General features: G+C 61.4%; 14 protein-coding genes. 12 read left to right on the top strand and 2 right to left on the bottom strand.

Annotated elements, in window-relative coordinates; all coding sequences use genetic code 11:
* Positions 1 to 37 precede the first annotated feature (37 nt).
* The 12 genes from RL_RS19270 to ureG all read left to right on the top strand — a co-directional run bounded on the left by RL_RS19270 (position 38) and on the right by ureG (position 8,698).
* On the top strand, positions 38 to 859 hold the full coding sequence (locus RL_RS19270; protein WP_011653189.1) for an urease accessory protein UreD: 822 nt from the start codon (positions 38 to 40) through the stop codon (positions 857 to 859).
* Between the two features lie 111 nt (positions 860 to 970).
* A complete protein-coding gene (locus RL_RS19265) occupies positions 971 to 1,273 on the top strand; it encodes an urease subunit gamma (protein ID WP_003561955.1) in 303 nt (100 codons plus the stop codon).
* A 10-nt stretch (positions 1,274 to 1,283) separates the two neighbouring features.
* Positions 1,284 to 1,535, top strand: a complete 252-nt coding sequence (locus tag RL_RS19260) for a DUF1272 domain-containing protein (protein ID WP_018493803.1) — start codon at positions 1,284 to 1,286, stop codon at positions 1,533 to 1,535.
* 10 nt (positions 1,536 to 1,545) lie between these two features.
* Positions 1,546 to 1,851 carry an urease subunit beta gene (locus RL_RS19255; protein ID WP_011653188.1) on the top strand — a complete coding sequence of 102 codons (306 nt, stop codon included), beginning with the start codon at positions 1,546 to 1,548 and terminating at the stop codon, positions 1,849 to 1,851.
* A gap of 22 nt (positions 1,852 to 1,873) precedes the next feature.
* A complete protein-coding gene (locus RL_RS19250; RefSeq protein ID WP_011653187.1) occupies positions 1,874 to 2,281 on the top strand; it encodes a lysozyme inhibitor LprI family protein in 408 nt (135 codons plus the stop codon).
* Between the two features lie 16 nt (positions 2,282 to 2,297).
* A complete protein-coding gene (locus RL_RS19245) occupies positions 2,298 to 2,921 on the top strand; it encodes a hypothetical protein (RefSeq protein ID WP_011653186.1) in 624 nt (207 codons plus the stop codon).
* Positions 2,922 to 2,924: 3 nt separating this feature from the next.
* A complete protein-coding gene (ureC, locus tag RL_RS19240) occupies positions 2,925 to 4,637 on the top strand; it encodes an urease subunit alpha (RefSeq protein ID WP_011653185.1) in 1,713 nt (570 codons plus the stop codon).
* A gap of 31 nt (positions 4,638 to 4,668) precedes the next feature.
* Positions 4,669 to 5,340 (top strand): TIGR02117 family protein, encoded by a 672-nt coding sequence (locus RL_RS19235; protein WP_011653184.1) that lies wholly within the window; start codon positions 4,669 to 4,671, stop codon positions 5,338 to 5,340.
* 331 nt (positions 5,341 to 5,671) lie between these two features.
* On the top strand, positions 5,672 to 6,535 hold the full coding sequence (locus RL_RS19230) for a GGDEF domain-containing protein (protein ID WP_011653183.1): 864 nt from the start codon (positions 5,672 to 5,674) through the stop codon (positions 6,533 to 6,535).
* An 86-nt stretch (positions 6,536 to 6,621) separates the two neighbouring features.
* Entirely contained in the window at positions 6,622 to 7,218 is a 597-nt protein-coding gene (ureE, locus tag RL_RS37705; RefSeq protein ID WP_011653182.1) for an urease accessory protein UreE, read from the top strand.
* Positions 7,219 to 7,224: 6 nt separating this feature from the next.
* A complete protein-coding gene (locus RL_RS19220) occupies positions 7,225 to 7,896 on the top strand; it encodes an urease accessory protein UreF (RefSeq protein WP_011653181.1) in 672 nt (223 codons plus the stop codon).
* A gap of 190 nt (positions 7,897 to 8,086) precedes the next feature.
* On the top strand, positions 8,087 to 8,698 hold the full coding sequence (gene ureG, locus RL_RS19215) for an urease accessory protein UreG (RefSeq protein ID WP_011653180.1): 612 nt from the start codon (positions 8,087 to 8,089) through the stop codon (positions 8,696 to 8,698).
* A gap of 58 nt (positions 8,699 to 8,756) precedes the next feature.
* Here ureG and RL_RS19210 read toward each other — a convergent pair whose 3' ends face one another.
* Positions 8,757 to 9,440, bottom strand: a complete 684-nt coding sequence (locus tag RL_RS19210) for a Crp/Fnr family transcriptional regulator (RefSeq protein WP_011653179.1) — start codon at positions 9,438 to 9,440, stop codon at positions 8,757 to 8,759.
* A gap of 164 nt (positions 9,441 to 9,604) precedes the next feature.
* Complete coding sequence (locus RL_RS19205; RefSeq protein WP_011653178.1) at positions 9,605 to 12,931, bottom strand: efflux RND transporter permease subunit; 3,327 nt, start codon at positions 12,929 to 12,931, stop codon at positions 9,605 to 9,607.
* Between the last annotated feature and the right edge of the window lies 1 nt (position 12,932).

Genomic DNA, 12,932 nt, shown 5'->3' with positions numbered 1-12,932 from the left:
TTGAATGAAAACCAGGGGCGCGACCGAAAGGGACGATATGACGATTGCGGCGGCAGGCACGAGACCGCAAAGAGCGGAAGGGCGCGGGCATCTGGCGGCAAAGCTGTTCGATGGCCGCACGCGCATTCGTGAACTCTATCAGGAGGGGGCAGCGAAAATCCGCCTGCCCGATACCTTCGACGCCTCCATGGAAGCCGTCATCATCAATACTGCTGGCGGTTTGACGGGCGGCGATCGGATGGATTGGAGCGTGGATGCCGGCCCCGGCACGCGCATCGACGTCACCACTCAGGCTTGCGAGAAGATCTACAAGGCATCGGCCGGCATCGCCGAGGTGGCGACCAGCATCAAGGTCGGAGCCCAAGCCCGCGTCGACTGGCTGCCGCAGGAAACGATCCTCTTCGACCGGGCCGCACTTTTCCGCCGGCTGGATGTCGATCTTGACGAGAGCGCCGAATTTCTGGCTGTCGAAGCCGTGCTGCTCGGCCGCAAGGCGATGGGTGAGGCGGTGGTATCGGGGCTGTTCCGCGATCGCTGGCGGATCCGCCGCTCGGGTCAACTGATCCACGCCGAAGAGCTCAGGCTTTCCGAAGGTGTGGCGGCACTGGCGGCGCGGCAGGCCGTGCTCGGCGGACAGGTGGCCTTTGCGACGTTGCTTTATGCCGGGCCGCTTTTAGAAGCCTATCTTAGCAAAGTCCGGCCGCTCGTCGAAGGATCGATGGGCGGCGCGAGCGCTTGGAATGGCAAGCTCGTCGTCCGCCTTGCCGCAGCCGACGGCTTCTCACTCAGAAAAATCCTGATCCCCGTCATTTCCGCCTTGCGCAATGGTGCGCCTGTGCCGAAAGTCTGGAATCTATGAACCAGAGCATGATGCCGAAAAGTGTGAGCGGTTTTCGGGCGACATCATGCTCTAACTCTTTAATGTAGAACAGGATCATCCTGTTCTAGGCATGAAGCAGATGGACAAGCGATGAACCTCACTCCGAGAGAAAAAGACAAGCTGTTGATTTCCATGGCGGCGATGGTGGCGCGGCGGCGGCTGGAGCGCGGCGTCAAGCTGAACTATCCCGAAGCGATCGCGCTGATCAGCGACTTCGTCGTCGAAGGTGCTCGCGACGGCCGCCCGGTTGCCGAGCTGATGGAAGCCGGCGCCCATGTGATCGGCCGCGACCAGGTGATGGAGGGGATTGCAGAGATGATCCACGACGTGCAGGTGGAGGCGACGTTCCCGGATGGAACCAAGCTCGTCACCGTGCACGAGCCGATCCGTTGAGGAGATAGGAATGCTCGAGCTCAGGCCTAATTGCGAATGCTGCGACAAGGATCTGCCGCCTGATAGCATTGAGGCACGGATCTGCACCTATGAATGCACCTTCTGCGCTGATTGCGTGGACGGCGTGCTGAAGGGTGTCTGCCCGAACTGCGGCGGCAACCTCGTCGCCAGGCCTATTCGGCCGGCGGCCATGCTCGCCAAAAATCCGGCATCGACGAAGCGCGTACTGAAGGCCGAGGGCTGTGCGCCCAAGGCGGCTTAAGGAGGACGAGATGATTCCAGGTGAGATCATTGCCGCAAGCGGCGACATCGAACTGAATGCCGGCGCGCCGACGGTGACGCTGGAGGTTTCCAATACCGGCGATCGGCCGGTGCAGGTCGGCAGCCACTATCATTTCGCCGAGACCAATGCCGGGCTTTCCTTCGATCGCGCGGTAGCACGCGGCAAGCGGCTCGATATTCCGGCGGGGACGGCGGTGCGCTTCGAGCCGGGGCAGACGCGCTCGGTGACGCTGATCCCGCTTTCCGGCAAGCGCGAGGTCTACGGTTTCCGTCAGCTGGTGATGGGCAAGCTTTAAGAACAAAATGCGGGAGAAGTGCATGCGCTTGAATATCTGCCTCGTCGGGGCGGCGATGCTGCTGACGGCAGGTGCTGCCTCTGCTCAGGATATCGATTGCAACAATCCCAAGACGCAATCGGACATGACTGGCTGCGAGGCGGCGCGCCACGAGACTGCCGACAAGGCGCTGAATGCGCAATATAAGAAGACGCGCGCCGCCCTGGCGGCGATCGACAAGGACCTGGATGGCGACATGAAGGGCGCGGAGCAGGCGCTGGTCAAGGCGCAGCGCGCCTGGATCGATTATCGCGATGCCGAATGCGACGCCTTTGGCTTTCAGGCCCGTGGCGGCACGATGGAGCCGATGCTGGTCGCCGGATGTCTCGCCAACATTACGGACAAACGCACGAAAGAGCTGAAAGAGCTCGAAGATACGATGAGCAACTAGGGTGATCAGGAAAATCATGATCGTCGGCAATGGCGACATTGAGGAGGGCGGTGCTGGCATCATCGATGCCGCCGATATTGTCATCCGCTTCAATGATTGCCGCTCCTATGGCGCCGGCGGCAGCCGCACCGATGCCGTTGCGGTCTGCAATACCGGCAGGCCGGCAAAGTCGATGCTCGGTTCGCGTGAGTGGCGCGCCCATCCGGGCGTCGTGTCGGCTGGCGAAATCTGGAGCGTGCGCGACCCGGAAAAATTCGCCGCGATGCGGGCGCCGCTTGCCGTCTCGCATCCGGAGCTCGACGATTTCTGCGACGACTACACCGATGAATTCAGTGTCTTCTGCGCCGATACCGGCAAAACGCACGTCGTCATCGGCAAGGCCGTTCACGAGGCCGTCGATGCCTCGCTTTCGGCCTTTGCTCCTTCGCACTATGTCGTGCCGAGCAGCGGCATGATCGTCATTGCCGAGGTTTTGAATACATATGCCGAGGCCGAGGTGACGCTTGCCGGCTTCGGCCACTCCGGCTGGGAATGGCACCCGTTTTCGGCCGAACGACAGCTTGTCGATAGCTATATTGCCGCTGGCCGCCTCACGCGGCTCGGCGGAGAAACACTCGTCTCTTCCTCCCAAGGAGCCTGATAGATGCCCTACAAGATCTCGCGCGCCGCCTATGCCGGCATGTTTGGACCGACCACCGGCGACAAGGTGCGCCTTGCCGACACGGAGCTCTTCATCGAGATCGAGAAGGATTTCACCACCTATGGCGAGGAGGTGAAGTTCGGCGGCGGCAAGGTGATCCGCGACGGCATGGGCCAGAGCCAGGTGACGCGGGCGGATGGCGCAGTGGATACGGTCATCACCAATGCGGTGATCGTTGATCATTCGGGCATCTACAAAGCCGATATCGGCCTCAAGGACGGACGTATCGTCGCGATCGGCAAGGCCGGTAATCCCGACATGCAACCGGGTGTCAACATCATCGTCGGCCCGGGCACGGAGGCGATCGCCGCCGAAGGCAAGATCGTCACCGCCGGCGGTATGGACAGCCATATCCATTTCATTGCGCCGCAGCAGATCGAGGAAGCGCTGATGAGCGGCATGACCTGCATGCTCGGCGGCGGCACCGGTCCTGCACACGGCACGCTTGCCACCACCTGCACGCCCGGTCCCTGGCATCTGGCGCGCATGATCGAAGCGGCCGACGCCTTTCCGATGAACCTCGCCTTTGCCGGCAAGGGCAATGCCTCGCTGCCGGGGGCGCTGACCGAAATGGTGCTGGCAGGCGCCACTTCGCTGAAGCTGCACGAGGATTGGGGCACGACGCCTGGCGCCATCGACTGCTGCCTGTCGGTTGCCGACGAATACGACGTGCAGGTGATGATCCACACCGATACGCTGAACGAAAGCGGCTTCGTCGAGGATACGATCGGTGCCATCAAGGGCCGCACCATCCATGCCTTCCACACGGAAGGGGCGGGCGGCGGGCATGCGCCTGATATCATCAAGATCTGCGGCCAGCCGAATGTCATCCCGTCGTCGACCAATCCGACGCGTCCCTATACGGTCAATACCATCGCCGAGCATCTCGACATGCTGATGGTCTGCCACCATTTGTCGCCGTCGATCCCCGAAGATATCGCCTTTGCCGAAAGCCGGATCCGCAAGGAGACGATCGCCGCCGAAGACATCCTGCACGATATCGGCGCCTTCTCGATCATCTCGTCCGACAGCCAGGCCATGGGCCGCGTCGGCGAAGTGGCGATCCGCACCTGGCAGACGGCCGACAAGATGAAGCGCCAGCGCGGCCGGCTGAAGGAGGAAAAGGGCGACAACGACAATTTCCGCGTCCGCCGCTATATCGCCAAATACACGATCAATCCGGCGATCGCCCATGGTCTCAGCCGTGAGATCGGCTCGGTCGAAGTCGGCAAGCGCGCCGACCTCGTGCTGTGGAATCCGGCCTTCTTCGGCGTGAAGCCCGATATGGTGCTGCTCGGTGGCTCGATCGCGGCCGCCCCGATGGGCGATCCGAACGCCTCGATCCCGACGCCGCAGCCGGTGCACTACCGGCCGATGTTTGCCTCCTATGGCAAGAGCCTCACCAATTCCTCCGTCACCTTCGTCAGCCAGGCCTCGCTCGATGCCGGCCTGAAGGGCCGGCTCGGCGTCGCCAAGGAACTGGTCGCGGTGAAGAATACGCGCGGCGGTATCTCCAAGGCATCGATGATCCACAACGACCTGACACCCGAGATCGAGGTCGATCCGGAGACCTACGAGGTCAGGGCGAACGGCGAGTTGCTGGCATGCGAGCCGGCGACGGTGCTGCCGATGGCGCAGCGCTATTTCCTGTTCTAGGCCCAAGTCCGATGTGTGATGGACGGTTGCGATGAGGACAGGCATCCGCTGGTTGTTGCGGATCGTATTCCTGCTCGTGCTTTCGGCGGTCTGCGGGACCCTTATTCCCCGGCCGCTGATTGCGCCGGTCGAAGCGTCGTCTGCCGCAGTGACGCATCGGATCCTGCTGCTGTCAGGCTCGATCCATACCGATATTGCCATTCCGCTCGACGCGGAAACGCGGGCTGCCTTTTCCTTCCTCGGCAATACCGATTTTCCGCTCGGCCATCCGAGCGCGGAGTGGCTCATTATTGGCTGGGGCGGTCGTGCCTTCTATCTGGAAACTCCCACATGGGCGGAGCTGAAGCCGCTGCCGGTGTTGCGCGCGCTGACGATCGACCGTTCAGTGCTGCATGTAGACCTTGCCGGCCCTATCACCGAGCCGCAGCCCACCGTTACGGCATTCGATGTCAGTGAGGATCAATTGGCGCAGCTGCGCGCTTTTATCTCGGACAGCTTCGTCCGTGACGCGGGCGCGGTGGTGCCGATTGCGGATGCGGGTTACGGCGAGATCGACCGGTTCTTCGAGGCCAGGGGATACTTCAACGCCCTCTTCGGCTGCAACACGTGGACTGCCGCTGCCTTGCGCTCGGCGGGGCTTCGAACCGGCATATGGAACCCGCTTCCACAAGCATTGCGATTGTCTGTTTCTGTCTACAATTGAAGCAGCCGTCGGGCCAGTCCGCTCTTAAAGTGAATTGTGAATAGCGCTCTCCATTTGGTTGTATAAATCAGTGGGGAAACCGGCATTTTCTCCAGCTAAGCCATTCTGGAACAGCCGCGTCTACAAGCTCATTAAATCCCTTTTATATCAATTGTTTAACTGTCTCTCTGCGCTGTTCGATTCAGGGATTGGAAAGCTGCATCCCCTGCTAGAAAAATTCTGTCCACCGAAACGTCCAAAACCGTTTGAATTTTAACGAGTCAATTAAGACACCCGCAGCAATTGGGCTCTTATCAATGCCTGGAAACGCCGAGCAGGAAGGTTGATTCTCATGAGAAACTGGATTTCGCTGCAGGCCGATTTTGGCGATCTTCAATACCGCAAGAACGTCTACGTCTTCGCCCTGAAGATGGCTTTTCTTGCGGTTATTCTCTCAGGAGTCATCATCGCATTGACGATGCCGTCGCTCGATCTTCTCGGGCTTCTACCGGTGACGCTCGCCCATGCAATCGGCTTCAGCGCGATCTTTTCTTGGCTGATCGGCGGTACCGTTTCCGGCATGCTGTCGCTGTTTGCCGGCTTTGCCATGCGCGACCTCGCGCTCTCGCGGGCGGAGTTCGAAAAGCTCAGCCGCACGGATACGCTTTCCGGGCTGCTCAACCGGCGCGCCTTTACCGAGGCGCTTGAGAATACCGATGGCAACGCGTCGCTGGTGATTTTTGACGTCGACCGTTTCAAGGCGATCAACGACCGCTTCGGCCATGGCTGCGGCGATGCCGTCATCGTCGCCGTTTCGGCCATGCTCACATCCGCCTTCGATGAGATGTCCGTCGTCGCACGGCTGGGTGGGGAGGAGTTCGGCGTCATCCTATCCGGCGAGCCGCTGGAGGCACGGATGGAGCGTATTGAAGGTGTCCGGGCCAGGATCGCTTGCGGCGCCATCAAGGCCGAGGGGCACGATATCCGCATCACCGTTTCCGGCGGCGTTGCCGATCTCGTCGCCGGGCGCAACAAGCAGGCGGTCTATGCCTCCGCCGACCGGGCGCTCTATCTCGCCAAGGCGCTTGGGCGCAATCGCGTCGTACACGAACGGGAAGGTCTTCATCACGCCTGGCACGGGCTCGTCGATAACGGCGTCGATGGCGAGAACAGAGGTCCGGAGAGCGACAATGTGATGCAGGCTTACGGAATATAAAAGCCGGACCCGAACGAAAGGCCATTGGTGCTTGCATCGGGAAGAGCTATTTTGCATGGTCGTCCTCTCAGAAAAACGGACATGTCATGCAGCGCGTCACCTCCTATCTTCCCGCCGGAACCCCTTCCTCCCACCCAATCGCCCAGGTCAAGCTGCCGCATGATCTGCGTCATCTGCGCCGCAAGCTGCTGCATCTGGAAAATGGTGAGATGGTCATGCTCGATCTCAAGGATCCGGTGCTTTTCGCCAATGGCGACCTTTTGGTGCGCGACGACGGCGAACTGATCGAGATCCTCGCCGCTGATGAGAAACTCTTCGAAATCCGCGGTCGCGACCGCACCCATCTGGTCGAGCTCGCCTGGCATCTCGGCAACCGGCATCTTGCCGCGCAGATCGAGGAAGACCGCATCGTCATCCTCCGCGATCATGTCATCCGCGCCATGCTGCAGGGCCTCGGCGCCGTCGTCCTCGAGATTGACGAGCCGTTCCAGCCGGCGCGCGGCGCCTATCATTCCCCAGGCGGGCACTCGCATGGGCATGATCACGATCACAATCATGACCACGGGCATGACCACGCACATGATCATAATCACGGCCATGACCATGATCACGAACATGGCTACGAGCATGAGCATGAGCACCGCCACGATCGCGGTCATGATCATGACCACAAGCACGACTGAGCCTTGATGACCAGGGATCGCGAGCTGCAGGCATTGTTGCGCCTGACGGCATGGCTCTCGCCGGCCTTTCCGATCGGCAGCTTTGCCTATTCGGGCGGGCTGGAGCGTGCGGTGGCCGACGGGCTTGTAACGGATGCGGCCTTGCTTGCGGCCTGGATCGGCACGCTGGTCGGCAATGGTTCGGTCTGGAACGATGCGGTGCTGCTGGCCGAAAGCCACAGGCAACAGGCAGAAGCCGCACGTCTTGCCGAAGTCGCTGCACTCGCCGAGGCGCTGGCCGGATCACGTGAGCGCCATCAGGAAACGATGTTGCTCGGTGAGGCTTTCCTCGCAGCGGCGCGGGCCTGGCCGGACGAGGTGTTCAGGCGGCTACCCGACAAGGTCGCTTATCCCATTGCGGTCGGGGCAGTGACGGGCGCCCATGGCATAAGGCCCGAGAAGGCGCTCGCCGCTTTCCTGCATGCCTATGTCTCACAAGCGGTTTCATCAGGCATCCGCCTCGGTGTCGCCGGGCAAAGGGATGGCGTCGCCATTCTTGCCGGTCTCGAAGACCATATCACGGAGGTTGCCCGACGGGCGGCAGCCTCGACGCTCGACGATCTGGGTTCGGCGACGGTGCAGGCCGATATTGCCAGCCTGCGCCACGAGACGCAGGCGACGCGGCTGTTCCGTTCGTGATTGTCTGAAATTATCGCTGCGGTGAGAGCAATTCCAGCAAAAGCGCGCAGCGGTTTTGCGTCCGGAATTGCGTGAAAACAAAGAGATAGAGCGCTTCGCTGATTCGAAGAAAAACAGGCGCTCTAAGTCATTTGACGGTGGCGCGGGCGGGCGGCTTCGTTATCATCGGGCTACGATTGGAGTAAGGCACATGAAATCAAGAAACGGACCTTTGCGTGTCGGCATCGGCGGGCCGGTCGGCTCGGGCAAGACGGCGTTGACCGAAAAGCTCTGCAAGGCGATGCGCGACGACTATTCCGTCGCCGTTGTCACCAACGATATCTACACGACAGAGGATGCCGAGGCGCTGGTGCGGATGCAGGCATTGACTTCGGACCGCATCGTCGGCGTTGAGACGGGTGGCTGCCCGCATACAGCCATCCGCGAGGATGCGACGATCAATTTGCAGGCGATCGCCGGCCTCAACCGGCGGATCCCCGATCTAGACGTTGTCTTCATCGAATCCGGTGGCGACAATCTGGCGGCGACCTTTTCGCCCGATCTTGCCGATATCACCATCTATGTCATCTCGGTTTGCCAGGGCGAGGAAATCCCGCGCAAGGGAGGCCCCGGCATCACCCGATCGGACCTGCTTGTCATCAACAAGAAGGATCTGGCGCCCTATGTCGGCGCTGATCTCGAGGTCATGGACCGGGATGCGACGCGCATGCGTGCGAGCCGCCCCTTCGTCTTCTCCGACATGAAGCGCGGCGATGGCGTCAGCTCCATCGTCAGCTTCCTCAGGGAGCAGGGCGGGCTCTGAAGTGCTGCACAGTTTTGCGCGGCATGCTTTTGAGTCTTTCGGCATCATGCTCTGACGGTCAGATCTGCCGCAGCACTTTGACGTCGCTGACGGCGATTGCCCGGCCGCGGACAGTGACACCTTTCTTCTTCAGCGTAGAGAAGGCGCGCGAGAGCGCCTCCGGTGCGAGGCCGAGCTTGCGGGCAAGCAGATTTTTCGGAAAGGGTAGCCGCAGCGAAGCGGTCGCACCGTTCTCAACGCAATGCGTCAGCAGATAATGTGCCACGCGCTGCGGCGCGGTCTGCATGCGGTCGCTTGCCAGGCATTCCATCGTCGAGATCAGATGCAGCGACAGGCTGCGCATGATCGACTTGCCGATCCGCGGCCGCTCGTCGAGCAACAGCCGGACCTTGGCGATATGAAAGCACGCCAGCACGGTATGATCCATCGCCTGCGCGCCGGTGCGATAGGTTTCGTCGGTATGGATCAGGCATTCGGCGAAACTGTCGCTGGGCTCGCAGATGCGGATATCGGCCTGCCTGCCGTCGCCGTTGTGACGATAGAGCCTGACATAACCGCTGAGCACGCAATAGAAATATGCTGCCTTGTCGCCCTCCTCGAAGAGGACGTCGTGCGGGTCGCAGACGAGAACGGTGGCGCAGGCGCGCAGGGCTTCAGCCTCGTCGTGGTCGAGCCCGGCCATGAAGTCAGCCTTGGCAAGCACAGCGGCCTCATGGCCGTTGAATGTCAGCGTTCTGTTCATCTCCCGGTCTCCTGATATGGCCCGTCTTTTCAATTCCTTATGCTGCCGGGCAAAATACGGGACGGAGACGGCGACGGAATTGATTTTGGTCAACGGTTAGAGATGGACGAAAAACGAAACGGGCCGGGAGATCGCTCCCGGCCCGTTCAATTCCTCGGCTTTGCTTATTCCGCCGCGAAGGGCGGCAGGCGCAGCACGTTGGTGTCGTTGCCGTTGGCGGTCTTGCGTTTGCTTTCCGGCTTTTCGATCGCGGTCAGGCGCTCCTCCAGCGAGTCGATGTCGCCGCGGTTTTCCCGGGTGACGCGGGTGAGATCCTCGCGCGACAGCGGCAGCTCCTCATTGTCCTTCCTGCCGACCAGGCGGCCGAAAGCCCAGCCGAGCAGGCGGGAGAGATCGTCCATGATCAGGAAGAAGGAGGGCACGACGACGAGCGAGAGCACGGTCGAAACGATGATGCCGCCGATCACGGCGATCGCCATCGGCGCGCGGAACGAGCCGCCTTCGCCAACACCAAGAGCGGAAGGCAGCATGCCTGCCGACATGGCGATCGAGGTCATGATGATCGGCCGGGCGCGTTTGCGGCCGGCTTCGACCATGGCCTCGACGCGCGACATGCCCTGGTGGCGCATCTCGATTGCGAAATCGACGAGCAGGATGGCGTTCTTGGTGACGATACCCATCAGCATCAGGATGCCGATCATGACGGGCATCGACAGCGGATTGCTGGTGAGGATCAGGCCGGCCGCGACACCGCCAATGGCGAGCGGCAGCGAGAACAGGATGGTGAATGGCTGGATCACGTCCTTGAAGAGCAGGATCAGCACCGTCAGCACCAGCAGCAGGCCCATCAACATGGCGTTGACGAAACTCTGCTGCATCTCGGTCTGCACCTTGGTGTCGCCGCTTTCTGCAAGTCGCACGGAAGCCGGAATATTGGCCCCATTGACTATCTCGCGGAAGCGGGCGGACGCTGTGTCGAGTGCGACGCCCTGGGGCAGGTCCGAACCGATCGAGACGACGCGGTAGCGGTTGTTGCGCTTGATCGAGCTTACGCCTTCCGAATAGTCGATATTGGCGACGCTCGCGAGCGGAACGGTGCCGCCGCTGGCGGTCTGGATCTTCAACGTCCGGATGGCCGCGAGATCGCGACGCATGTCGAGCGCGGCCTGGACGCGGATCGGGATCTGGCGATCGTCGAGCGAGATCTTGGCAAGGGCGGCATCCACATCGCCGATGGTGGCGACGCGGATCGTCTCGGAGATCTGCTGCGGCGTGATTCCGAGGCGGGCGGCCTCATCCATGCGCGGATGAACCTGCAGTTCCGGACGGGGCAGCGAGCCGTCGGCGCTGACATTGGCAAGCAGCGGATCGGCGCGGAGCTTGGATTCCAGAATGCCGATGGCGTCGTTCAGGTCCTTGTCGTTCTTGGAGAGGAAGTTGAAGGAGAGGTCGCGTTCGCCACGGTCATTGAGCTTCAGGATACGGACGTCGGGAATGTCGCGCAGCTTGGCGAAGACTTCCTTTTCAATATCCCATTGCGGGCGTTCACGGCCGTGGACTTCCACTTTCGGCAGCATCGGGCCGACGACCGGGATGTCGCCGAGCACGTCGTTGACCACCTTCTTGACCAGTGATTGGTCGAGCTTGTCGAGTGCCAGCGTGATGGTCGCACGGCGCAGTTCGAGATCGCCCTTCGGCGATGCGCCGCCGAGGACGAAGACACTTTCGACGCCGTTGATGTCCTTGACCCTGTCATAGATCGCATCCGTCGTCTTCTCGGTATCGTCAAGCCGTGCATTGGGCGGCAGTTCGACGGAGAGAACGATGCGCGAAGCATCCTCCGGCGGCAGAAAGCTGCCGGGAACCTGCATCAGCAGCAGAACAGAGCCGACCAGGAAAGCGAACGCGACCATCAGCGTGGCATAACGCGTGTACCAGCGGCCGGTCGTGCCACGTATGAGACGCGTGTATCCCCGCATCAGCAGGCCATCATTGTCGTGGTGGTCTTCCATGCCGTCTTCGGCGCGCATCAGGTAGGCGGCCATCATCGGGGTGATGAGGCGCGCGACCATCAGCGAGAAGAAGACCGAGAAGGCGACGGTCAGGCCGAACTGGATGAAGTACTGGCCCGGAATACCCGGCATGAAGGAAACGGGCACGAAGACGGCGATGATCGTGAAGGTGGTGGCGATGACGGCAAGGCCGATTTCATCGGCCGCCTCGATCGCCGCCCGATAGGGCGTCTTGCCCATCTTGATGTGGCGGGCGATGTTTTCGATTTCGACGATCGCATCGTCGACAAGAATGCCGGTCGCAAGCGTCAGCGCGAGGAAGCTGACGAGGTTCAGCGAGAAGCCCATCATGTCCATGACCCAGAAGGTCGGGATCGCAGACAAGGGTAGGGCGATTGCCGAAATCAGCGTCGCACGCCAGTTCCTCAGAAACAGGAAGACGACGATAACGGCGAGCAGCGCGCCTTCGAGCAGCGTATGGATGGCGGCTTCGTAGTTGCCGTAGGTGAAATAAACCGAATCATCGATCAGCTCGATCTTCACATTCGGGTTTTCGGTCCGCACCTTGTCGAGGTTCTGCGCCACGGTTTCGGCGACACTGACCTCGCTGGCGCCCTTGGAGCGGAAGACGCCGAAAGTGACCACCGGCGTATCGTTGAAGCGCGAGAAGGATTTCGGCTCCTCATAGGTGTCCTTGATGACGCCGAGATCGGATAGTTTGACGAAGCGGCCGTTCGGCAGGCCGATCGTCGTGTTGGCGAGGTCGGCGACATTGCGGGCGTCGCCGAGAACACGGATCGCCTGTTCGCTGCCGGCCACCTGGCCGCGGCCGGAGCCGAGGTCGATGTTGGTGCCGCGCAGCTGCTGGTTCACGCTGGCGGCGGTGATGCCGTAGGCATTGAGCTTGTCAGGGGTGAGTTCGATGCGCACTTCGCGCTCTGCGCCGCCGTAACGGTCGACGCGGCCGATCCCGGCCTGTCCCTGCAGCGAACGCTTGATCGTATCGTCGACGAACCAGGAAAGTTCTTCCAGCGACATGGCAGGCGAGGAAACGGCGAAGGTCTGGATCGCCTGTCCCTCGACATCGACCTTGGAGACGATCGGTGCTTCGGCCGTCGCCGGCAGGTCGCTGCGGATGCGGTCGATCGCATCCTTGGTGTCCTGCACGGCCTGTTCGGTCGGTACTTCCATCCGGAACATGACGTTGGTTTGCGAACTGCCGTCGGTCACCGTCGACTGGATTTCGTCGATGCCGGTGATAGAGGCGACCGCGTCTTCGATCTCCTTCGTCACCTGCATTTCGAGTTCGGCCGGCGAAGCGCCGCTCTGCGTCACACTGATTGAGACGAGCGGCACGTCGATGTTCGGAAAGCGCGTGATCGGCAGCGTATTGAAGGACTGCATGCCGATGAACACCAGCAGGCAGAAGGCCAGCAGCGGCGCAATCGGATTTCGGATGGACCAGGCTGAAAAATTCATC

It is taken from the genome of Rhizobium johnstonii 3841, assembly GCF_000009265.1.
Lineage (GTDB): Bacteria > Pseudomonadota > Alphaproteobacteria > Rhizobiales > Rhizobiaceae > Rhizobium > Rhizobium acaciae.
Note: the sequence above shows the minus strand (reverse complement) of the source record. Positions and strands in the feature narration are given on the sequence as shown.